Source organism: Streptomyces xanthophaeus, assembly GCF_030440515.1.
In the GTDB taxonomy this organism is placed as follows: Bacteria; Actinomycetota; Actinomycetes; order Streptomycetales; family Streptomycetaceae; genus Streptomyces; species Streptomyces kutzneri.
The window spans coordinates 7,308,916-7,328,946 of record NZ_CP076543.1 but is presented as its reverse complement, the minus strand read 5'-3'; the positions used below and the strand labels follow the sequence as shown (position 1 = coordinate 7,328,946).

The window sequence follows — 20,031 nt, the reverse complement described above, 5'->3', positions numbered from 1 at the left end:
CATCGCGCGCCTACCCGGGAAACGAACGGGCACCCACGCCACGAGCAGATCCTTCTGCGCAGGCGGCGCGGCCCTGTGCGATCACCGCTCCATGCGGCGGCGGTCCTGATCGCTCCAGGCGCGGGTTCCACGGGGCCGCACATAGGGTTCGGCCTCCTCGGGCAGCCCTGCGGCTATCGCACGCTGACGGGCCAGTTCCGCGTCGAACTCGAGCCCGAGGAGGAAGGCGAGGTTGGTGATCCACAGCCAGACCAGGAAGACGATCACGCCGGTGACCGTGCCGTACGTCTTGTTGTAGGAGGCGAAGTTCGCGACGTAGAACGCGAAGCCGGCCGAGGCGGCCATCCAGATCGCCAGGGCCAGGCAGCTCCCTGGCGTCACCCACCTGAATCCACGGCCCTTGGCGTTCGGCGCCGCCCAGTACAGGAGCGCGATCGTGATGGTGACGAGGAGGACGAGGACCGGCCATTTCGCGATCGACCACACCGCCAGGGCGCTGTCGCCGATCCCCAGGGCGGTGCCCGCGCGCCGCGCCAGGCCGCCGGTGAAGACGACGATCAACGCGCCGGCACAGGCGAGGACCATCACCGCGACGGTCAGCGCCAGGCGCAGGGGCAGCACCCTCCACACCGGGCGGCCCTCCGGCACGTCGTAGACGGCGTTCGCGGACCGGATGAACGCGGCCACGTAGCCCGAGGCGGACCACAGCGCCACGACGAGCCCGGCGATCGCCATCAGCGACCCGACGCCGCTGCGACCCTGCAGTTGCTCGACCGCATCTGTGATCACGCCCCGGGCGGAGCCGGGCGTCAGCTGCAGCAGGTCGTCCAGCAGGCGCGCGGTCGTCGACTCCCCGGCCAGGCCCAGCAGGGAGACGAGAACCAGGAGGGCGGGGAAGAGCGCCAGCACCCCGTAGTAGGTCAGGGCCGCTGCACGATCGGCCAGCTCGTCGTTCCGGAACTCCTCGGCCGTGCCGCGCAGTACCGCCCGCCAGGAGCGTGCGGGCAGGTCTGAAGGCTGATCCGGGACCCGCTCCTCGACCCGCTCGCTCGGGCCGGCGAGGGAATCCCGCCCGATGTCGGCACGATCACGGTCACGACCCTGAGCTGGGCTCGGTAGCGGTGTCATACCCCCCGACTGTCCCCCGCAGCGCAACTCATGCCCGTACCGGCCTTCGAATGAGCGGTTCGTCGAGCGTCCGCAATCCGGCCGTGGCGGACGGTGAGTACGTAAGGGGACCCGAGGAAGCATCAACTCGCCCGTCACCAACGCCGTTTCCTCGTCGACGTACCAGAAGGTCTTCAGCGCGACGGCCGGTACGCCGCCGAACCGCTCGCGCTTCGGCCGCCGGCGGGCGAGGACCGCGCCCTCGACCGCTTCCGCGATTTCCGCACCCGCGCGACGGGTTCAACGGGGACGAATCGCATCGCTTGCGACATCAAAGAGGGATGTGCGGGTAGCCGCACACCATGGACCCCGACCATCACACGCCGCTCCGCGCTGTCGCGCTCGTCTGCACCCTGTCCCCCTCCCCCGCGCCGTCGAGCTCCCAGCTGCTGGCCGAGCAGACGATGGCCGCCCTCGCCGAGCACGGTGTCACCGGGAAGACCGTCCGGATCGCCGATCACGACGTGAAGCCCGGCGTGAAGACCGACATGGGCGACGGAGACGCCTGGCCCGAGATCCGGGACACCATCCTGGGCTGCGACATCCTGATCCTCTCCACGCCCGTCTGGCTGGGCCACCCGTCCAGCATCGCCCAGCGGGTCCTGGAGCGGCTGGACGCGGAGATCGCCGAGACCGACGACGAAGGCCGCCCGCTCACCTACGGCAAGGCCGCCGCGGTCTGCGTCGTCGGCAACGAGGACGGCGCGCACAAAGTCGGCGCCGACCTCTTCCAGGGCCTGAACGACGTCGGGTTCTCCCTCGCTGCGAACGCCGTCACCTACTGGGTCGGCGAAGCCATGCAGGGAACCGACTACCAGGACCTCGACAAGACCCCCGAGAAGACGGCGGCCACGACCTCGACCCTCGCCGCCAACACCGCCCACCTCGCCCGCCGCCTCAAGGCCGCGCCGTACCCGGCGCCCTGACCTGCGGGTCCGCCCCGGCGCACCGCGCACCGCGCACCGCGCAGCCCGGACCGGGGATGTCACGGCTCTCGCCCGTCCACCACGCCGGCGGCCCCAAGGAGAAGGATCATGAACAAGCAGCAGTCATCGACCGGCACCTCCCAGAGCGGGCTGCCGGGCAGGCCCGGCCCCGGGTCTCCGCAGCTGATCGAGCCGACGGAGCCCACGGAACCCCTTCCGCCGAAGCCCGACCAGGACGGCCCCGAGACGGTGGGACCGACCGGGCAGGCGACAGGGGTGGACCAGGCGCGCGTGGCACAGAGCGGCGCGTACCTGACGACGGCCCAAGGGACACGGCTGCCGGACACCGATCACTCCTTGAAGGCCGGACCTCGCGGCCCGGCGCTGCTGCAGGACCACCATCTGCGCGAGAAGATCACGCATTTCGACCACGAGCGGATCCCGGAGCGGGTCGTCCACGCACGTGGCGCAGCCGCTCACGGCGTCTTCCAGGGCTACGGAACGGCCGCCGAGGTGTCGAAGGCCGCGTTCCTCGCCAAGGACGTGGAGACACCCGTGTTCGTACGGTTCTCCACCGTCCTCGGCTCGCGCGGTTCGGCCGACACCGTGCGCGACACACGTGGCTTCGCGACGAAGTTCTACACCGACGAGGGCACCTTCGACCTGGTCGGCAACAACATCCCCGTGTTCTTCATCCAGGACGCCGTCAAGTTCCCCGACGTCATCCACGCCGCCAAGCCGCATCCGGACCGCGAGATCCCGCAGGCGCAGAGCGCGCACGACACGTTCTGGGACTTCGTGTCCCTGCACACCGAAGCCACCCACCACACCCTCTGGAACATGTCCGACCGCGGGATCCCGAGGTCGCTGCGGATGATGGAGGGCTTCGGCGTCCACACCTTCCGTCTGGTCAACACGGCCGGCGAGAGCGTGCTGGTGAAGTTCCACTGGAAGCCGAAGCTCGGCGTGCATTCCCTGGTCTGGGAGGAGGCGCAGATGATCAGCGGGATGGACCCCGACTTCCATCGCCGGGACCTCTTCGACGCCATCGAATCCGGCGCCTTCCCCCAGTGGGAACTGGGCATCCAGGTCTTCCCCGACACCGAGGACCAGACGTTCGAGGGCATCGACCTCCTCGACCCCACCAAGATCGTGCCGGAGGAGCGCTCACCGGTTCAGCCCATCGGGCTGATGACCCTGAACGCCAACACCAAGAACTACTTCGCCGAGACCGAGCAGGTCGCCTTCCACCCCGGCCACCTGGTCCCGGGCATCGACGTCACCGACGACCCGCTGCTCGCAGGACGGCTGTTCTCCTACCTCGACACACAGATCAGCCGGCTCGGCGGCCCCAACTTCGGCCAGTTCCCGGTCAACAGGCCGCACGCCCCCGTCAACGACATGCTCCGCGACGGCATGCACCAGACCGCCGTCCACACGGGCATCGCCCCCTACCGGCCCAACAGCCTCGACGGCGGCTGCCCGTTCCTCGCCGGAGCCGATACGGCCGCCTTCGTCGAAGTGCCCGTCACCGTCCCTGAGGCGAGCAAGGTCCGCGAGGCACCCGCCTCCTTCTCGGACCACTTCACCCAGCCGCGCCTCTTCTGGCTGAGCATGACTGCGCCCGAGCGCGAACACATCATCGCCGCCTACACCTTCGAACTGAGCAAGTGCTTCGAGCAGGCCGTCAAGGAACGCACCCTGAAGGTGCTGGCGAACATCGATCCGCAGCTGTGCGAGCAGGTCGCCGCGGGCCTCGGCCTGCCGGTCCCCGCCGCCACCGTGCCACTCGTCGCGGCCGACCCCAGCCCCGCCCTCTCCCAGATGGGCGGGACCTGGCCGGCCGACGGCCGCGTGATCGGCATCGTCGCCGACGCCACGGCCGACCTGGACGGCGTGCGGACGGCCCGCCAGGCCGTTCTGGACGCCGGAATGGTGCCCCTCGTCATCGCCCCGACCGGCGGCACCCTCGACGGTGAGGGTGACGGCGACCCGATCACCGTGCAGCGGACCTTCGCCACCGCCCGCTCCGTCGAATTCGACGCCGTCCTGCTGACCGGAGTGCCTCAGGCCGGCGCGGACGCGTACGGCGCCCGCGACGCCAAGGCCGGAACTGCCCTGCCCCCCGAAGCCCCCGACCCGCGGGTACTTCTGCTCGTGACCGAGGCGTACCGGCACGGCAAGGCCATCGGCGGCTGGAACGGCGCCGAGCGCCTCCTCGAAACGTGCGGCATCACGGCGGACGATCCGGGCATCGCCGTCGCCGGCAGCGGCAGCGCGGTCGTGGCCGCCCTCACGACGGCGCTGGGCGTGCACCGGGCCTGGGACCGTTTCCCCGCCTCCCTCTGATCCCTGCCGGCCCCGGCCCCGCGCCGGGGCCTGGGCCTGGGCCGCCCGACAGGCTGGAGAGGCGTCAGCGTTCGGCGTAGGGAAGGTCGCCTGTACGGGGCATCCCGCCCGGAGAGCAGTGTCACCGCCACTGCACCGGGTACACGGGGTCAGGGCGGTCGGCCGCACCCCCGATGGATGATCGAAGGAGACCTGGTGGACGGGATCGTACTGCTCAAGGAAGACCACAAGACGGTCGAGAAGCTGTTCAAGCAGTTCGAGAAGGCCGGAGACAACGCGCACGCCACGAAGCGGAAGATCGCCGACCAGGTGATCGAGGAACTCACCACGCACACCTGGATCGAGGAGAAGATCTTCTACCCCGCTGCCCGCGAGGCCGACCCCGAAACCAAGGACCACGTCCTCGAAAGCATCGAGGAGCACCACGTCGTGCTGTGGATGCTCTCCGAGCTCAAGGGTCTCGACGCGAGCGACGAGCGGTTCGACGCCAAGATGACGGTCCTCATGGAAAACGTCCGCCACCACGTCGAGGAAGAGGAGAAGGAGTGGTTCCCCGAGGTCCGCAAGGCGATGGGCCGCAACCGCCTCACCGAACTCGGCGAACAGATGGAAGCGGCGAAGAAGACCGCCCCGTCCGATCCCCTGGCCGTCCCCAGCGCATGACCACTACGGCCGTCCGGACGGCCGGGATCCGAGAGCACGGACATGCCCGCGCAACCGCCCCGGCGGGTGGCCGGTCGTTCGGGTGCCGGTGGGGACCGGGGCGGGATCTCGGCGTGACACCGGGTAGTCGTCGAGTATGAACGCACACACCCCCGACGCCCCTGCCGTGACCGGGCGGACCTCGGCACTCGGCACTGCCTCGACCCGGTGGCTGACCGCGCTGGACCGGCTCGAACGGACCACGGTCGCCGATCCGGCGATCCGGGTGCTCCAGCGGGGCATCCGCGCACTCCCCCTTGGCGGCATGCGTGATCTGCTGCGTGGCAGGCCGCTCGGGCACCCGCTGCATCCCGTACTGGTGCAGGTACCCATCGGGTGCTGGCTCTCGTCCGCCGTGCTGGACGTCGTACCCGGGACGCAGCGGGCGAGCACGACCCTCACCGCCGTCGGACTGGCCGGGATCGCCCCGGCAGCGGTGGCCGGCTGGGTGGACTGGGCGGACCTGCCTCCCGAACAGGCGCGGGTCGGCCTGGCCCACGCGGCCTCGAACGCGGCGGCGGTGGCCTGCTACGCCGTGTCCCTGACGTCGCGGCTGCGCGGCCGCCCGGCGAAGGGCCGGCTGTGGTCCTTCGCCGGGCTGGCCGCCGTCGCCCTCACCGGCGCCCTGGGCGGGCACGTGGCCCATCGCCGGGCGGTCGGCGGGTACCCGGCGGCGTGAGCGACTCCGGCGAACTCCGCTCCCTCCGGGTTCGGCCCTCGTTTCAGGAGGCGGGCGGCGTGGCGGTGTGGTCCGGATGGCCGTGGGTGCGGCGGATCGTCTTCAAGCGGGCCTCCAGGAGGTGCTCACGCCCGCCGGCCAGCTCGTCGACGATGTCGCCTTCCATCGCGGCGAAGGGCCGGTGGTAGGTGGCGTCGTAGGCCTCGATGATCTGGAACGTCCAGTGGCCCGGGATGACGTTGCGGCCCACGATGTCGCGCTCGACCCGTGCGGCCTGCTCCTCGTGGCCCGCCTCGCGCAGGAGCCGGACGGCGTCGCCCAGCTCGAAGTCCGCGGTGCCGGTCAGCTGGTGGAATCCGTAGAGGTGTCCGCGGGCCCGCTCCGTGGTCTCCAGAGCCTTCGAGAGCGCTCCCAGGGCGCGCAGTGTCTTCTCGTCGACGCCCTCGGGCACCCGGTGCTCCGGGTCCATCTCGCGATTGCTGTCCATGGTGATCTCCTGCCCTCCAGGCGCCCTCCCGAGCCGTCGATTGAGCCGTACGGAGCAAGGCCGCCTCGCGGATTCCCTCGGAGAACGGGCGGATCCCCCCGCCCGACGCGCAGCCCAGGCACCACAGGGCGGGGACCGTCCCCGTCCCGTATTCGATCCGGGTGCGTGATGCGGTGAAAGCGGGGCAGGCGAAGTCCAGGCGGAGCGCAGTACATCCGCCGAGCACGGCGTACGGAACAAGGAGGATCGGCGGAGAAGCATTTCCCCGCCGTCCCCATTGACCGGAGGAGTTGTTTTCGCGTGACTGAACATGTGTGGAGTTACCAGCCGACCGCGGGCCACCTGGCCGGTACGGACCTGACCGGCTACAAGGTCGAGGCCACCGACGGGAACATCGGCAAGGTCGACAAGCACTCCGACGAGGTCGGTGACGCCTACCTGGTCGTGGACACCGGCGTATGGATCTTCGGCAAGGAGGTCCTGCTGCCGGCGAGCACGGTCGTCAGGATCGACCCCGAGGACAGGAAGGTATTCGTCGCCGGCACCAAGGAACAGATCAAGGCCGCCCCGGAGTTCCACCGGGACAAGCACCTCGGCGACGCCGGCTACCGGGAAGAGCTGGGCACCTACTACGGCACCGGCGCCCCCTTCGGCGGCCGCCCCGCCTGATCCCGGCGCCCGGATCCGAGCGAGCCCGCACCTCCCACCGGGGGTGCGGGCTCGCCGCGTCCCGGGGGTTCAGCGCCCCCATCGGCGGGGAGGCAGCGCTTTGGCGGTACGGGTGATGAAGCGGCGGCTGTCCTCCGGGGTCAGGGCCTGGGTCTGAAGGTGGTCGAACATGGCACCGTAGTGCCGCACGTCGGATCGTTTCTCCAGGTAGAGGTCGCTGGTGAACCGCTCCAGATACACCGTCCCCGTGGCGGTGTCCGGGAAGTCGAGGATGGAGAACTGTCCAGAGATTCCCGGATGGGCTCCCGCGCTGTGCGGGAGGACCTGCACGGTGATGTGCGGCTGCTCGCCGAGGCGGTTCAGGTATTCGAGTTGTTCGCGCATGATCTCGGGGCTGCCGACCACACGGCGCAGTGCTGATTCGTCCAGCACGACCCCTAAGCGGAAGGGCCGGGCCGGGTGGTGGGCGCGGGACTGACGGCGCAGCCGTACCTCAAGGCGCACGGCGATCTCTTCCTCCGTGGCCAGAGGGATCGTTTCAGCGGTGACCGCTGCCGCGTAGGCGGGTGTCTGCAGCAGGCCGGGGATCACGAGGGGTTCGTAGGAACGGACAGAAGCGGCTGCCGTCTCCAGGCCGATGTAGACGGCGTACGGGACTTCCCCGCAGGCGACCCACCAGCCCTGCCGGTTCGATTCCCTGGCCATCTCCAGCAACGAGTCGACGACCTGCTGGTCCGTGACCCCGTAGAGGCCGCACAGGTCCCGCACATCGCGCGGGCTGATCCCGCGGCGGCCGGTCTCCAAGTGGCTGACCTTGGGCTGGGAGATCGACAGGTGCTCGGCCACCTGCGTACTGGTCAGACCGCGGGTCAGACGGAGCCGGCGCAGCTCCGCTCCCAAACGGCGTCGCCTGACGGTCGGGTTTCCGTTCACCGCCACGGGCGGACCACCTCCGGCTCGGGACTGTCTACAGCCACAGACATTGCCGCGGCCAGGCCCGGGTGAACGCATGCGCCGCGGAATGGTGATCAGCGAACCCCGCCGTCGAGTGTCACGCGGCGCGAACGCAGCCGCGTGCACAGCCCGGGCAGAGTTCACCCGAATGCCACGCCCCCTCCACCCGTCCGCCGGAAACGACCGCTTATCCGCTCAGCAGTTCATCCTTGCCATACGACGTTGCGGGGTGTCCGGGCTGGTGCGGGCGGGCATTGCGGAGCAGGCGGAAAAGTACAACGCCTGTCGGCGCAACGTTGCGGGAAAGGGGCGCTCGGGATGATCGGGATCGCGGATATCCGGGAGTGGCGTACCCACGATGTTGTCGATGCCGCAGGTCGCAAGATCGGGGTGCTGGAGGCGGTCTACGTGGACACCGGCACCGACGAGCCGGCCATGGCAACCGTCCTGGTCGGGCTGCCCACCCGCCGCCACCTGGTCTTCGTCCCGCTGGCCGGCGCGGTCGTGGGGCCCGGCTACGTCAAGGTCGATCACGACAGGTCGCTGGTGAAGAAGTGCCCGGCGATCGGGACGGACGACGTCCTGCCCGCCGAGGACGAGGCGGCGGTCTTCGCGCACTACGGCCTGCCCTATCAGCCCGGCGTGAACGGCGAGCGGCAGCTCGCCCGCCGCTGACCGGCCCTTCGAGGAGGTGCCCCACGTCATGACGCTCTTCCTGATTCTCGTCATCGTGGCGATCGTGCTGGGCCTGATCGGCGCCGTCGCCGAAGGGCTGTTCTATCTGCTGATCATCGGCATTGCGGTGTTCATCGGCGCCCTGGTGTACCTGGTCCTGCACATCCGGCGTTCCGGCCGGCACCACCGCACGCTCCGCTGAGACCCTTCCGGGGCTTCGGCCACCCGGTGTTGCCGGAGAGGGAAACCGGCCGTCGGCGCGCCCACCGTCCGGCAAGCTCGTGAAATCACCCCCCTGGCGGCACTTCTCACCCATGGCGAGTTTGAATGCATTTCCATATGAACGACCCAGCCTCGTGCGAGTTAATCCGGACCCATCCGGCGGGGGACCATCACATGATAGGCGCGGTGAATTTTGGTATTTTCAACGCGCCCGCGGTGTTGAATATGCTTTTAATTCCCCCTCCTCCCCCTTGCCTGTTTTTGCCACGTGAATATTGCTGCGTAATATGCGGCGACAACGACAAGGCTTCCCGGGCGATCGGTAGGAGCCCGGTATGCCACGGCCCCCATAGGAAGGGGCCCCCCTCGATGAAGCTGAAAATCCACGCGACTCAGCGCCGCACCTTTTCCGGCTGGCTGGCCTCGGCCGTCGCCGTAACGGTTTCCGCTGTCATGGTCGCCGACTGCCGACGCAGGCCCTGGCCATCGCGACTGCCGTGCCTCTGGGCACCACCGCCAGCTACTCCGTTCTGGCAGGTCAGGGAGTCACCAACACCGGCCCCACGGTGATCGACCACGACCTCGGGACGCACCCGAACCCGGCCATCACCGGATTCCCGCCCGGCCTGGTCCTCGGCGCCGTGCACCCTGCGGATGCCCAGGCCCTCCAGGCCAAGAGCGATCTGATCATCGCGTACAACAACGCGGCCGGCCAGGCCGAGGACTTCGACCTTCCGGCGGCCATCGGCTCGGGAACGTCCGGCCCCACAGAGCTGATTCCAGGCGTCTACACGAGAGACCCCGCCGGCAGCGTCGGACTCACCGGCGACCTGGTCCTGAATGCCGGGGGGAACCCCAACGCGGTCTGGGTGTTCCAGATTCCTGCAGCCCTGACGACGGCGACCTCCAGCCGGATCCTCCTCACGAACGGCGCTTCGCCGTGCAACGTGTTCTGGCAGATCGGGAGTTCGGCCGAGCTCAACACCAACACCACCTTCGTGGGCACCATCATGGCCCTGACCTCGATCTTCCTGCGTACCGGGACGAACATCGAGGGCCGCGCCCTGGCCCGTAACGGCGAAGTGACGATGGACAACAACCGGATCTTCCTCGGCGGGTGCGCCACCGGCGGCACGACCGCCGGCACGACCACCGGTACGACCACCGGCACGACCACAGGTACGACCACCGGCACGACGACCGGAACCACCGGAACGCCGACCGCCGGATCGACGACCGGTACGACCGTGGGTCTGATCGGTGGTGGCCTCCTGGGCGGACCGATCGTCGACCTCGTGTCGGGCGGCACCTCGGGGAACATCGCCGGCAACACCTCCGGAAACACCGCGGGCAACACGGCCGGGAACACGACCGGTGGCAATACGACCGGCGGCAACACGACCGGCGGGACCATCACCGGGGGCAACGTCACCGGCGGGCACGGCGGTCAGCCCGGCGGACCGGAGCACGGCGGACCCGGCGGACCGGACCACGGCGGCCTGGAGCACCACGGGCCGGAGCACGGCGGGCCGGGCAACGGGCACGACGAGGGCCCCGGCAAGCCGGACCACGGCCACGGCCACGGCCACGGCCACGGCCACGACGGGAAGCCCGGCGACCACTACGGCTACGGCAACAAGCCCGCGGGCCACGAGGGTCACCACGGCCACGAGGGCTAGGCAGCAGGCTGCACGAAGCCCGTTCATCGGATGACGGCGCGCGGCGGGATCTCATCGGATCCGCCGCGCGCCGCAGGTGAGAGTCGCAGAGACCTCAGGCAGACAGCAGACATGAGAAAGACCGGGTGGGCCGCGGTGTCGAGCGGAATTGAATCGGCGGGCGTGAAGGAGCTTCATCACTCCGATTCCGGTCCGGTACCCCAACAGCGTCATGACGTAGCGGCCATGCCGGGCAAGCCGCCCATAAGAGTTCGCGCAGTGAAAGCCGGGCTGCGCACCGCCGTGGCCCTCTGCCTGGTGACGACACTGGTCCACGTCGTCCTGGTATTCCTTCATGTGGCCCCCGCCAACCCCGTATCGAAGCGTTACAGCTCGCAGGTCAACGGATGGGTGTACCCGCTCTTCGAACAGAACTGGCGGCTCTTCGCCCCGGACCCCGACTCCTTCAACCGAAAAATCCTGGCGAGAACCGCGCACACCGACTCCGAGGGATCGGTGCAGGTGACCCCCTGGCTCGACCTGGCTGCCGTCGACCATTCCGCGGTCGACCACAATCTGTTTCCGAGCCATACGTCCCAGAACCTTCTGCGCCGCGCCTGGACCTCCTATGTCGAGACACACGGCGGAAGCGACACGGCACGCTCGGAACGCGCCGTGATGCTGCAGACGTACCTGCGCAACATCGCCGCGGACCGCGTCGCCGCCCACAACGACGGCGGTGCTTTCGACTTCATTCAGCTCCGGGTCGTCACTCTGCCCGTGGCTGCGCCCGGCGCAGCGGCCGGGAACCGCCCGCCGGCACCCACCGAGGACCGGCTCCTGCCCTGGTGGAAGGTGAACTCCCATGGGAAGTGAACAGATCCCCCAGCCCCCTTCCACGGCGGCCACCCTGCACCGGTCTGCGGTCCAGGAGACTTCGGCCGCCGGCACGGCCCACCAGTGGCTCCTCGACCGGATCGGCGCTCTGTGGGCGCTTCTCACCGACCGGCCGGTCTCCCTGTACGCCGCCTCGGTTCTGCGCATCGGCTACGGGCTGCTCTACCTGGTCTTCCTGCTGCGCGAGTTCCCGCACCGGGACGAGATCTGGGGCCCCGGCTCCCCCTGGACACCGGCGCTGGCACAACAGCTCTTCGACCAGACGGGCTGGAACAGCCTCCTGATCCTGTCCGACAGCCGCGCCTACTTCGAACTCTGTTACGTAACGGCCCTCGTCACGTCCGCGCTGTTCATGCTGGGCTGGCGGACCCGGGCCATGTCCGTCCTCTTCGCCGTCGTGGTGACCTCGTTCCATGCCAGATCGATCTTCATGACGGACGGGGGCGACAACCTGATCCTGCTGATGGCCCTCTACCTCGTCCTCACCGCGTGCGGTCGGCGCTGGTCCCTGGACGCTCGCAGGAACCGGCTCGAGGCAGCCCGTGCGGGCGACGCACCGGAACCGGTGAGGAGCTTCTCCGCGCAGCAACTGCACGATGCCCGTGACACCTTGACGACGGTGGTGCACAACTGCGGCATGCTCGTCATCGCGGCACAGGTCTGCTTCCTCTACGGATCGGCCGGCCTGTACAAGGTCCAGGGCCCGACGTGGGGCGGCGGCACCGCTCTCCACTACGCGCTGAACCTCGAACTTTTCCAGCCCTGGCCCGCGCTCTCCCACCTCGTGGACGGGTACCCGATGGTGATCGCGGTCGCCAGTTACGTGACGGTGCTCTTGCAGGTCGCCTTCCCCTTCGTACTTTTCGGCCGGCTCAAGTACCCCGTGCTGACCGTGCTGCTGTGCATGCACATCGGCATCGCGGTGCTCCTGGGACTGCCTCTCTTCTCCGGCGCGATGATCATTGCGGACGCCGTGTTCCTTCCCGACCGCTTCTACGCGTTCCTGCCTCGCCTGTGGCGACGCGCAGCACGGCGCACGGGGATGTGGCGGCCGGCACCCGGCCGAGCGGCGGGATCCGTATCGGTACCTCCGCAGGGCAGGCCCGGCGAACCCAGCTCGAAGCATCCCTCACGTGTGTGAGGGGATTCAGCCGTGCTCTTCCTCATCGGCTTCCATGTGCCGGATTCCCTCATGGGTGAGGGTGACCATCGAGGGAGTGTTGCCGGGTTCCCAGTCGACGGTGATCAGCCCTTCGCCCGCCAGGTAGGTGCAGGCGGCGGCCAGGTCCTCTTCCGGTACGTGGAGGTCGCGCCGTAGCTGTGCTCCGGTGATGCCGAGGAGGCGGTTGCCTTCGACGGCTTCGTACAGGACCCGGAGCACCTGGTCGCGGTAGGTCTTGCGTTCGCGCAGTGTGGCCATGACCGCGCCCTTTCGTGTGTGGGGGGGGTGGGGTGGGCTCCGGGTCCGGTCGGGGCTTCTCCGATCTCGTCGGAGTGTGCGCCGGTGCCGGCGGGGGTCCTACGCGTAGGCGGGTGTTGCCGTTGAGGGGGGTGAGGAGGCCGGCGGGTCGGGGCGCCGGGGCGCCCCGCCGCTGCCCCCGGTCGGAGGAAGATCCGTTCCTCACCGGTCGGCACCCGGGTGGTGGGCTCGACGACCGGTGTCGTCCGGCAGGCCGGGAGGCCTCGGCCGGGGGTCACTGAAGCGGTAGGCCTCGATCTGCGCGTCGTTCCGGGCGTTCAGCACCTGGATCCAGCGCATTGCGACGCCGATCATCAGGATGATCACTGCGATGAGGACGACGGTCTCCACGGAGCTCACCTCCAGCCGTTCCCGGACCGCGGCAGGGCACTTCGTCCCATCGGCTCCCCGAAGGGGGACATGCAGGCCCCTCCCTCGCCCTCCCAGGCGGCTTCCCGGCGGCGGGTGTCCCGGATGCCGCGCCCGATGACGTTCTCGTTGGCCATCAGAACGCCCGCGGTCAGGACGCTGCCCGGGATCGCGGCGGCGGCCATCAGCCGGGCCGCGGCCGCCGGCTCGGTCTCGGGCGGGATCACCAGGAGGTCCCAGCGGCCGACGGTGTAGGAGAGCAGGATCAGCTTGTCGGGGTCCTGCTCGGTGAACCAGCCCACATGCAGCACATGCCCGGCCACGGCGACCGTGCGCGGGACGACCGGCCAGCGGGTGGGATTCACCGTGACGCGGGTGACGCGCCCCCACGGTTCCTCCAGAGCGGCGGCGAGAGCGGGGAGCTCGGCTTCGAGGTCACGCGAGCGGGGCCACCAGGCACCGTCCAGCTGACCTGCGAGGGTGGTCTTCGGGGTGAGGGACAAGCGTGCCGGGAACTCTGCTGCGAGATCGCGGGGCGCGGTCCGGTCGAGGGTGGTGGTCATGGTGCGGACCTGCCCCCGGACTGCCCGTCGGCAGCCCGGTTTTTAGGCGATCGCCGGAAATGACACCTGCGTGAAGCGGGTGCTCGAAGTACTTCCGGTCCTTCGACTGTACGCCCATTCGATGGGCAATAGCCGTTGTGACCAGGTATTTCCCGGCGGAGGCGCCGGAGAGGACCGCCGGACTCCCCAGCTTCGAGGCGTTCGGTCGAAAACCGCGAGGGGTCGGCGGCGCCCCCGCGCCATTCGATCATGAAGAGGGTGGCGTCATCGCTCGCGTGCCCGCCTCGTTCCTGCCCACCCATGCCGGCCACCGCCTCCGCACAGGTGGCTTACGCGAACCCGCCCCATACGGCGGCGCCGCTCTTCGCGGTGTCGGCAGTGGCCTCGATCCGGTACGTGTCGTCCTTCGCGTCGCGTCCGCCGGCGGCGTGGTCGTACTGGCCGGCGAAGACGTGCTCGCCGGGCGGGACGGTCCTGCCGGGTTTGAGGGTCCACCGGTAGACGAGGAAGCCACCTTCCCGGCGGGCGGAGAGGTCGAAGTCCGCGGCGGGGCGGGTCCGCCAGCTACCGGTGTCCTTCACCCCCTCCGTGAGAGCGATGCGCAGCTCGACGACGAGCGCGGTGAGCGGCTTCCCCGCCTTGAGGGTGACGTTGCTCTGTGCCCAGTAGGCGTTGCTGTGGGGGTCGACGGAGCCGTCGGCCCACAGGGGACCGTCCTCGGTCCGGCTGCCCGCGGCCGTCGGTGGCACCGCTCGGCCGGCGGCGGACGGGGCGGCGGCGGACGGGTTCCGGGGCGGGTCCGGGTCGTGCACGGCGGCGACCACCGTGAGGGCGCTCGCCGTCAGGGTTGCGGCGGTGGCCAGGGTCGCGAGGGCGATCTTCGGCCAGGACAGGGCGCGGGTGCGCTCGCGGTCCCGCGACCGGCGGGCGGTACCAGGACCGGCCATGCCGCGCTCGACCCGGGCCAGCATGCGGGCCCGGTCGGGCAGGTGGGCTCCGGTGCTCTCGCGCAGCAGGCCGCGCAGTTCGTCGGTCACCGGCTTCCCCTTCCCACCAGTTCGCCGGCGGCCCTGGTGCCGAGCAGCCGCTGCAGTTCCGCCGCCCCCTTCGAGGTCTGGCTCTTCACCGTACCCACCGATATCCCGAGTGCCGCCGCGGTGTCCTTCTCCGAGAGGTCGAAGGCGTAGCGCAGTACCACGCAGGCGCGTTTGCGGAACGGCAGCATGTCCAGTGCGGCCCGTACGTCCATGACGGCGGCCAGGTCCGGGCCGTCGGTCCGCTCCGGGCGGTGCGACCAGAACAGCAGGACGCGCCGCCGCTCGCGTACCGTGCTCCGGATCCGGCCGCGGGCGAGGTTGGCGACGATCCCGCGGGCGTAGGCAGCCGCGGAGTCGGCACGGCGGGCCCTGTCCCAGCGGTGCCAGAGCGCGACCATCGCGTCCGCGGCAAGGTCGTCGGCGTCGTCCGCCTCTCCGGTCAGCAGGTAGGCCAGGCGGGAGAGTTCGGCGTGGTGGCGTTCGAAGAACGCGTGGAACTCCGCGGCCGCCTCGTCTTCGGCCATGGCCTCGGTACGGCCTCTCGGTGCGGCGGGGGCGTTCTCGGACAGCTGCCGGAGCGTAGCAGTCCATTCGGGCGTTCGTTCGGACGCTTCGGTTCGCCGGGGCCTGGTCGGCACGGTGACGCCCATCAGTCCGTCCGGCCGTCGGTGTTCGGCGCCGCGAGGTTTCGGCCCGGTCCGCCGGCCGGACCGGAGGGGGCGGGAGCGGCCTTGGCGCCGGTCTCGGTGAGGACTCCGGCGCCCGCCTTCGCCGCCAGCTCGGCCGGCAGTCCGGCGGCGGGTTCCAGTCCGGCAGTGAGGGTGGGCCGCCAGTCGACGGTGGTCTTGATCTTCTTCCCGGAGCCGGCGGCGTTGTGGGCGGCGACCAGGTCGAAGGGGGCGCCGCCGACGAGGTTGCCGCTGCCCGCGACGGCTCCGGTGCCGTCGCCGCTGAGCAGCTGGGAGGTCTTCCGGTCGGAGGAGAGTTTCCAGTAGTTGTTCTGCGCGACGACCTGGGCGCCGGCACGGGAGTTGATGCTGTAGCTGTGCGCGTAGCCCTCCGATGCCGTGGTGTCGTAGTAGTTGTCGTACAGGTGGATCCGGCCCACACGGGCGAGCGGGGCGCGCTGGACGATGCCCCGGAAGACGTTGTGGTGGAGCGTCACCCGCAGTCCGGTGTCCTTGTCGCTGCTGCCGATCAGCATGGTCTTGTCGTGGTTGCTGAACGTGTTGTATCCGACGGTGACCAGGTCGGAGGCGTTGGTGATGTCGAGGGCGCCGTCATGGACCTGGTACTCACGGCCGAAGCGGACCGGGTTGGCGGAGTCCGGGTGCGGGTCGTCGGAGAAGCTGTTGTGGTCGACCCAGACATGGGTGGCGCCGCGCAGGCTGACGGCGTCGTAGGCGGAGTTCCAGTTGCCGGTGGAGCCGTCGGTCGGGTCCCACTGCGGGAAGCAGTCCCGGACGTCGGTGAGCGACAGATTACGGATGATCACGTTGTCGGCGTTCTTCACCACGAGGCTGCCGCCGGTGATGCCCGCTCCGGTGCCGGGCACGCCGATGACCGTGGTACGGGCCGGCACGGTGAACACCATGCGGGCGGCCTGCCTGGCCTGGGCCGCCCTGCGGGCGTCCTCCTGGGCGCCGGACGGCACCTTGGCACGGCCCCAGACGGCGGGATCGTAGGCCTTGAGGTAGGAGTCGAGCGAGTAGCCGGTACCGGCGGCGTGGTCGGCGCAGCTCTGCGGCTTCCCGCTGTCGTCGGTACGGGCGTCGATCAGGCCCTTGACCCGGACGATCCGCGGGGCGCCGGCCGGGCCCGCGGCCAGGGCTCTCACCAGCTCGGCGCGGGTGGAGACGGTGAAGACGTGAGCTGCGTCCGCGGCACTGCCGCCGGTGGTGCCCGAGCCGCTCGCGGCCCAGCCGTCCCGGGCGGGCAGCACGCCGTGGGCGAGGTCGGCGGGTGCCACGGCATCGGCCTTCACGACCAGCGGCACGGCGCCCAGACCGGCGGCGAGCAGGGTGGCCGCTCCGGCCAGGGCGAGCCTTCGACGTCCGGTCGGGCGGCGGTGCGGGGAAGCGGACATGGGCGGTGGCTCCTTGGGATGAGGTGCGCTGTTCACCCCTCAGTTGCCGCCGGAGCCGGAAAGGTTGCCGGGCACCGCCGAATTGCCTCCGCTGTTTCGGCGGCCGGGTCGCACCGTCCCGAACGGGCACCTCCTACGGCACCGGCGCCATCAGGGGCTTCTGGTGGCCGGCCGGTGTGCTGTGGCCGTGCCGACGTCGGGGTGGATGGTGAAGACCCGGTCGAGTCCGACGATGCGCAGGATGCGGATCGTGTTGTCGGGGACCGCCGCCAGGGCGATGTCCGCCTGGGCCGCGACAGCGTGGTTGCGGGCGACGATGAGGGCGGTGATGCCGCTGGAGTCGCAGAACTGTATGCGGGAGAGGTCCAGGACGAGGCGTTGTCCTGGCTCCAGGCCGAGCTCTGTCACGGCCTGTCGAAGGCGGGGGGCCTGGTCGTAGTCGAGGTCGCCGGCGATTTCCAGCACGGGGCCGGTGGTGGCGTCTCGGGCGGTGATCGTCAGGGCGCTCATGTCAGATCGTGCTCTCGCGTACCGGGGATGGGATGGGGCACGCCGAGGGCGAGCAGAGCCGTGTCGTCGTCCAGGCCTTCACCGAAGCCGTCCAGGAGGCCGGTGAGGGCGGTGATCAGCTCAGGTGCCCCTGCAGGGGCGAGACCGGCGGTGAAAGTGCGCAGGGCGTCTTCGCCGTAGAGCTCGCGGTTCGTGCCGACGCGGGCTTCGGTGAGGCCGTCGGTGTAGAGGAGGAGGCAGTCGCCGGGGCCGAGCGTGGTCGCGGCAGGGGTGAAGCGGGCATCGGGCAGGATTCCGATGAGCAGGCCGCCGGGGGTGGGGAGGTATTCGGCCCGGCCGTCGGCACGCACGACGAGTGCGGGGGGATGGCCCCCGGACGCCAGGTGCACGGCAACCGTTCCGGTCCTGGGGTCGGGTTCCATCACACCGAAGATCGCGGTGCAGTAGCGCGGGTCCCCGTTGGTGAACCGCTCGTGCAGCACGGTGTTCAAGGTGGACAGCGCGGCTACGGGGTCGGAGTCGTGGAGGGCCGCGGCGCGCAGGGTGTAGCGGGTCAGGGAGGTCACTGCGGCAGCCTGAGGACCTTTGCCGCAGACGTCGCCGAGGAAGAACGCCCAGCGCTTGTCGTCCAGCGGGAACAGGTCGTAGAAGTCTCCGCCCAGCCGGTCGACGGAGGCGGTGTGGTAGTAAGAGGCCGCTTCCATTCCGGGCACCGCGGGCAGGGCAGCGGGGAGCAGGCTCTGCTGCAGCACCGCGAGTGCTTCACGCAGCCGCTCCCTGTCGGCTTCGGCCCGCCGGCGGGCTTCGTCCGCCAGCTGACGCTCGCGGAGCAACTCGCCTTCGTAGGCGCGGCGCTGTCGTGCGTCGAAGATGGTGGTGCGGACCAGCGTCGGCTCGCCGTCGCCGCTCGTCTTCACCAGGGAGGTGACCAGGACCGGGAGACGCCCGCCGCCCGGCGCCTTGAGTTCCAGCGCTATCTCGCTGATCTTTCCCTGCATCCGCAGGAGCGGAGCGAAGTGCGTCTCGTGGTAGAGCTTGCCGCCGATCGTGAGGAGGTCGGTGAAGCGTCTCCGGCCCACGACTTCCTCGCGCGTGAGGCCGAGCCAGTCCAGGAGCGTTCCGTTGATCCTGGCGATGGTGCCGTCCATCAGGGTGGACAGGTAGCCGCAGGGGGCGGATTCGTAGAGCTCTTCGGCGGTGTCCTCCAGCAGGGAGGAGAACACCGCGTCGGTGGCGGACTCTTCGCCCTCGGGCCGCTCAGGGTTCTGGGCGGTGCACCCCATCACCGTAGCTCCCGCAGGAACGCGCGGATGGCTGATGTGGTGGCCTCGGGAGCGCTCAGCTGGGGGCAGTGACCCGTTGCGTCCAGGGTGATCAGGCGGCTTCCGGGGATGGCCGCGTGGACGTAGCCGCCGACCTCGCGCGGCGCGATCACGTCCTGGGCGCATTCCAGTACCAGCGTCGGTACGCCCACCGACTTCAGGTCGTCACGGCTGTCGGAGAGGAACGTGGTGCGGGCGAAGACGCGGGCGATCGCCGGATCGGTGGCGCAGAAACTGTTGGTCAGCTCCTCCCCCAGTTCCGGACGCTCGGGGTTGGCCATGATCACCGGTGCCATCGTGGCCGACCATCCGAGGTAGTTCGACTCGAGCGACTCCAGCAGCTCGTCGATGTCCTCGGCGCTGAAGCCGCCGCGGTAGGCGTCGTCGTCGATGTAGCAGGGGGAAGGGCCGACCATGACCAGGGAGGAGAACCGCTCGGGGGCGGAGGCCGCCGCGCGTACCCCGATCATCGCGCTGACCGAATGCCCGACGAAGGCCACGTCCCGCAGGTCGAGGGCCTCGCACACCTCGACCACGTCACGGGCGTATCCGTCCAGGGAGCCGTAGCGTTCGGCGCTCCAGGCGGACGGGTCGGAGCCGCCCGACCCGACGTAGTCGAACAGGACCACCCGGAATTCCCCGGCCAGGGCCGGGGCCACCAGGCTCCACATGTTCTGGTCACAGCCGAACCCGTGCGCCAGCATCACCACAGGGCTGCCGGGTGATCCGCTGACCTTCACGTTGTTCCTGCGGAGGATATCCATCCCGTCATCCTGTTCATCGGTCCGGAGCGTCGGCACTGCCGACGCGATCTGGGGTGGGCTCGCGCCGGTCCCGTCGGTGGGACGCAGCGGGGCCCCGGGGAACGGTCCGACCGCGGTGCGGCGGTTCAGCGTGCAAGGGCGAGGACGCCCAGGGCACTGCCTTGTTCGTCGACGACGGGCAGGGCCTCGAGACGGCGGTAGCGCATCGCGTGCTCGGCTTCGGCCATCGTGGTGAGGGGCGAGGTCGACGGCCCGCGGTCACCGAGGACGTCGCGCAGCCGGATGCGGTCCGTGTACGCGTCGCCCTCACGGACGGCCGCGAGCTGAGCCGGGGTCACCAGACCGGCACACAGGCCGTCCTCGTCGCAGACCAGCAGATGTCCCGCGCGGGCACTGGCCATGACGGACAACGCCACTTCGACCGTCATGTCGTCGCAGACCTGCGGCCCGGCGGCTTCCATGCCGTCGGCCACCGCCTGATGGGAAGGGTTGGCGCTCACCGAGCGGAACTGCGTCTGGACCAGCGTCAAAACGTG

The 20,031-nt window shown here is 70.0% G+C and carries 23 protein-coding genes; 10 read left to right on the top strand and 13 right to left on the bottom strand.

Translation table 11 applies throughout. From position 1 onward, the window contains the following. Positions 1-81: 81 nt before the first annotated feature. Positions 82-1,128, bottom strand: coding sequence for a YihY/virulence factor BrkB family protein (locus KO717_RS32715; RefSeq protein WP_301373061.1), 1,047 nt, complete (start codon positions 1,126-1,128; stop codon positions 82-84). A 341-nt stretch (positions 1,129-1,469) separates the two neighbouring features. Here KO717_RS32715 and KO717_RS32710 point away from each other — a divergent pair, with 341 nt between their 5' ends. From KO717_RS32710 to KO717_RS32695, 4 genes are all read left to right on the top strand, one after another. Beyond that, positions 1,470-2,093 carry a flavodoxin family protein gene (locus KO717_RS32710; protein WP_301373060.1) on the top strand — a complete coding sequence of 208 codons (624 nt, stop codon included), beginning with the start codon at positions 1,470-1,472 and terminating at the stop codon, positions 2,091-2,093. A 108-nt stretch (positions 2,094-2,201) separates the two neighbouring features. Beyond that, positions 2,202-4,442: a catalase gene (locus KO717_RS32705; RefSeq protein WP_301373059.1), complete on the top strand. Its 2,241-nt coding sequence runs from the start codon at positions 2,202-2,204 to the stop codon at positions 4,440-4,442. A 195-nt stretch (positions 4,443-4,637) separates the two neighbouring features. Continuing rightward, entirely contained in the window at positions 4,638-5,105 is a 468-nt protein-coding gene (locus KO717_RS32700; RefSeq protein WP_301373058.1) for a hemerythrin domain-containing protein, read from the top strand. Positions 5,106-5,241: 136 nt separating this feature from the next. Beyond that, complete coding sequence (locus KO717_RS32695) at positions 5,242-5,823, top strand: DUF2231 domain-containing protein (protein ID WP_301373057.1); 582 nt, start codon at positions 5,242-5,244, stop codon at positions 5,821-5,823. A gap of 43 nt (positions 5,824-5,866) precedes the next feature. On the opposite strand, the gene KO717_RS32690 is transcribed toward KO717_RS32695, so the two are convergent. Further along, the gene (locus tag KO717_RS32690) at positions 5,867-6,310 is read right to left on the bottom strand and encodes a hypothetical protein (RefSeq protein ID WP_301373056.1); all 444 of its coding nucleotides are present in this window, start codon (positions 6,308-6,310) and stop codon (positions 5,867-5,869) included. Between the two features lie 300 nt (positions 6,311-6,610). On the opposite strand from KO717_RS32690, the gene KO717_RS32685 reads away from it, so the two are divergent. Next, the gene (locus tag KO717_RS32685; RefSeq protein ID WP_030724781.1) at positions 6,611-6,979 is read left to right on the top strand and encodes a PRC-barrel domain-containing protein; all 369 of its coding nucleotides are present in this window, start codon (positions 6,611-6,613) and stop codon (positions 6,977-6,979) included. Between the two features lie 69 nt (positions 6,980-7,048). Here KO717_RS32685 and KO717_RS32680 read toward each other — a convergent pair whose 3' ends face one another. Then, on the bottom strand, positions 7,049-7,918 hold the full coding sequence (locus tag KO717_RS32680) for a helix-turn-helix domain-containing protein (protein WP_301373055.1): 870 nt from the start codon (positions 7,916-7,918) through the stop codon (positions 7,049-7,051). Between the two features lie 333 nt (positions 7,919-8,251). On the opposite strand from KO717_RS32680, the gene KO717_RS32675 reads away from it, so the two are divergent. From KO717_RS32675 to KO717_RS32655, 5 genes are all read left to right on the top strand, one after another. Further along, positions 8,252-8,608 (top strand): PRC-barrel domain-containing protein, encoded by a 357-nt coding sequence (locus KO717_RS32675; RefSeq protein ID WP_301373054.1) that lies wholly within the window; start codon positions 8,252-8,254, stop codon positions 8,606-8,608. A gap of 28 nt (positions 8,609-8,636) precedes the next feature. Further along, on the top strand, positions 8,637-8,810 hold the full coding sequence (locus KO717_RS32670; RefSeq protein WP_301373053.1) for a hypothetical protein: 174 nt from the start codon (positions 8,637-8,639) through the stop codon (positions 8,808-8,810). Positions 8,811-9,327: 517 nt separating this feature from the next. After that, on the top strand, positions 9,328-10,509 hold the full coding sequence (locus KO717_RS32665) for an ice-binding family protein (RefSeq protein WP_301373052.1): 1,182 nt from the start codon (positions 9,328-9,330) through the stop codon (positions 10,507-10,509). A gap of 111 nt (positions 10,510-10,620) precedes the next feature. Beyond that, positions 10,621-11,364 carry a DUF5819 family protein gene (locus tag KO717_RS32660; protein ID WP_301373051.1) on the top strand — a complete coding sequence of 248 codons (744 nt, stop codon included), beginning with the start codon at positions 10,621-10,623 and terminating at the stop codon, positions 11,362-11,364. Further along, positions 11,354-12,526 (top strand): HTTM domain-containing protein, encoded by a 1,173-nt coding sequence (locus KO717_RS32655; protein WP_301373050.1) that lies wholly within the window; start codon positions 11,354-11,356, stop codon positions 12,524-12,526. The genes KO717_RS32660 and KO717_RS32655 overlap by 11 nt, the downstream gene beginning before the upstream one ends. Positions 12,527-12,532: 6 nt before the next feature. Here the strand turns inward: KO717_RS32655 and KO717_RS32650 are convergent, their stop codons facing one another. The 10 genes from KO717_RS32650 to KO717_RS32605 form a co-directional block, all read right to left on the bottom strand. Next, positions 12,533-12,805: a hypothetical protein gene (locus KO717_RS32650; RefSeq protein WP_301373049.1), complete on the bottom strand. Its 273-nt coding sequence runs from the start codon at positions 12,803-12,805 to the stop codon at positions 12,533-12,535. 201 nt (positions 12,806-13,006) lie between these two features. Next, positions 13,007-13,195, bottom strand: a complete 189-nt coding sequence (locus KO717_RS32645; RefSeq protein WP_301373048.1) for a hypothetical protein — start codon at positions 13,193-13,195, stop codon at positions 13,007-13,009. A 5-nt stretch (positions 13,196-13,200) separates the two neighbouring features. Then, complete coding sequence (locus KO717_RS32640) at positions 13,201-13,776, bottom strand: DUF5994 family protein (RefSeq protein WP_301373047.1); 576 nt, start codon at positions 13,774-13,776, stop codon at positions 13,201-13,203. A 329-nt stretch (positions 13,777-14,105) separates the two neighbouring features. Beyond that, positions 14,106-14,813, bottom strand: coding sequence for a hypothetical protein (locus KO717_RS32635; protein WP_301373046.1), 708 nt, complete (start codon positions 14,811-14,813; stop codon positions 14,106-14,108). After that, positions 14,810-15,337: a SigE family RNA polymerase sigma factor gene (locus tag KO717_RS32630; protein ID WP_301373045.1), complete on the bottom strand. Its 528-nt coding sequence runs from the start codon at positions 15,335-15,337 to the stop codon at positions 14,810-14,812. The genes KO717_RS32635 and KO717_RS32630 overlap by 4 nt, the downstream gene beginning before the upstream one ends. A 125-nt stretch (positions 15,338-15,462) precedes the next feature. After that, on the bottom strand, positions 15,463-16,899 hold the full coding sequence (locus tag KO717_RS32625) for a pectate lyase family protein (RefSeq protein ID WP_301373044.1): 1,437 nt from the start codon (positions 16,897-16,899) through the stop codon (positions 15,463-15,465). Between the two features lie 150 nt (positions 16,900-17,049). Continuing rightward, positions 17,050-17,409, bottom strand: coding sequence for an STAS domain-containing protein (locus KO717_RS32620; protein WP_301373043.1), 360 nt, complete (start codon positions 17,407-17,409; stop codon positions 17,050-17,052). Then, positions 17,406-18,692, bottom strand: coding sequence for a PP2C family protein-serine/threonine phosphatase (locus tag KO717_RS32615; protein ID WP_301373042.1), 1,287 nt, complete (start codon positions 18,690-18,692; stop codon positions 17,406-17,408). Before KO717_RS32615 ends, KO717_RS32620 begins: the two co-directional genes overlap by 4 nt. Further along, positions 18,692-19,495 carry an alpha/beta fold hydrolase gene (locus tag KO717_RS32610; protein ID WP_301373041.1) on the bottom strand — a complete coding sequence of 268 codons (804 nt, stop codon included), beginning with the start codon at positions 19,493-19,495 and terminating at the stop codon, positions 18,692-18,694. Before KO717_RS32610 ends, KO717_RS32615 begins: the two co-directional genes overlap by 1 nt. 125 nt (positions 19,496-19,620) lie before the next feature. Then, positions 19,621-20,025, bottom strand: a complete 405-nt coding sequence (locus KO717_RS32605) for a CBS domain-containing protein (RefSeq protein ID WP_301373040.1) — start codon at positions 20,023-20,025, stop codon at positions 19,621-19,623. Between the last annotated feature and the right edge of the window lie 6 nt (positions 20,026-20,031).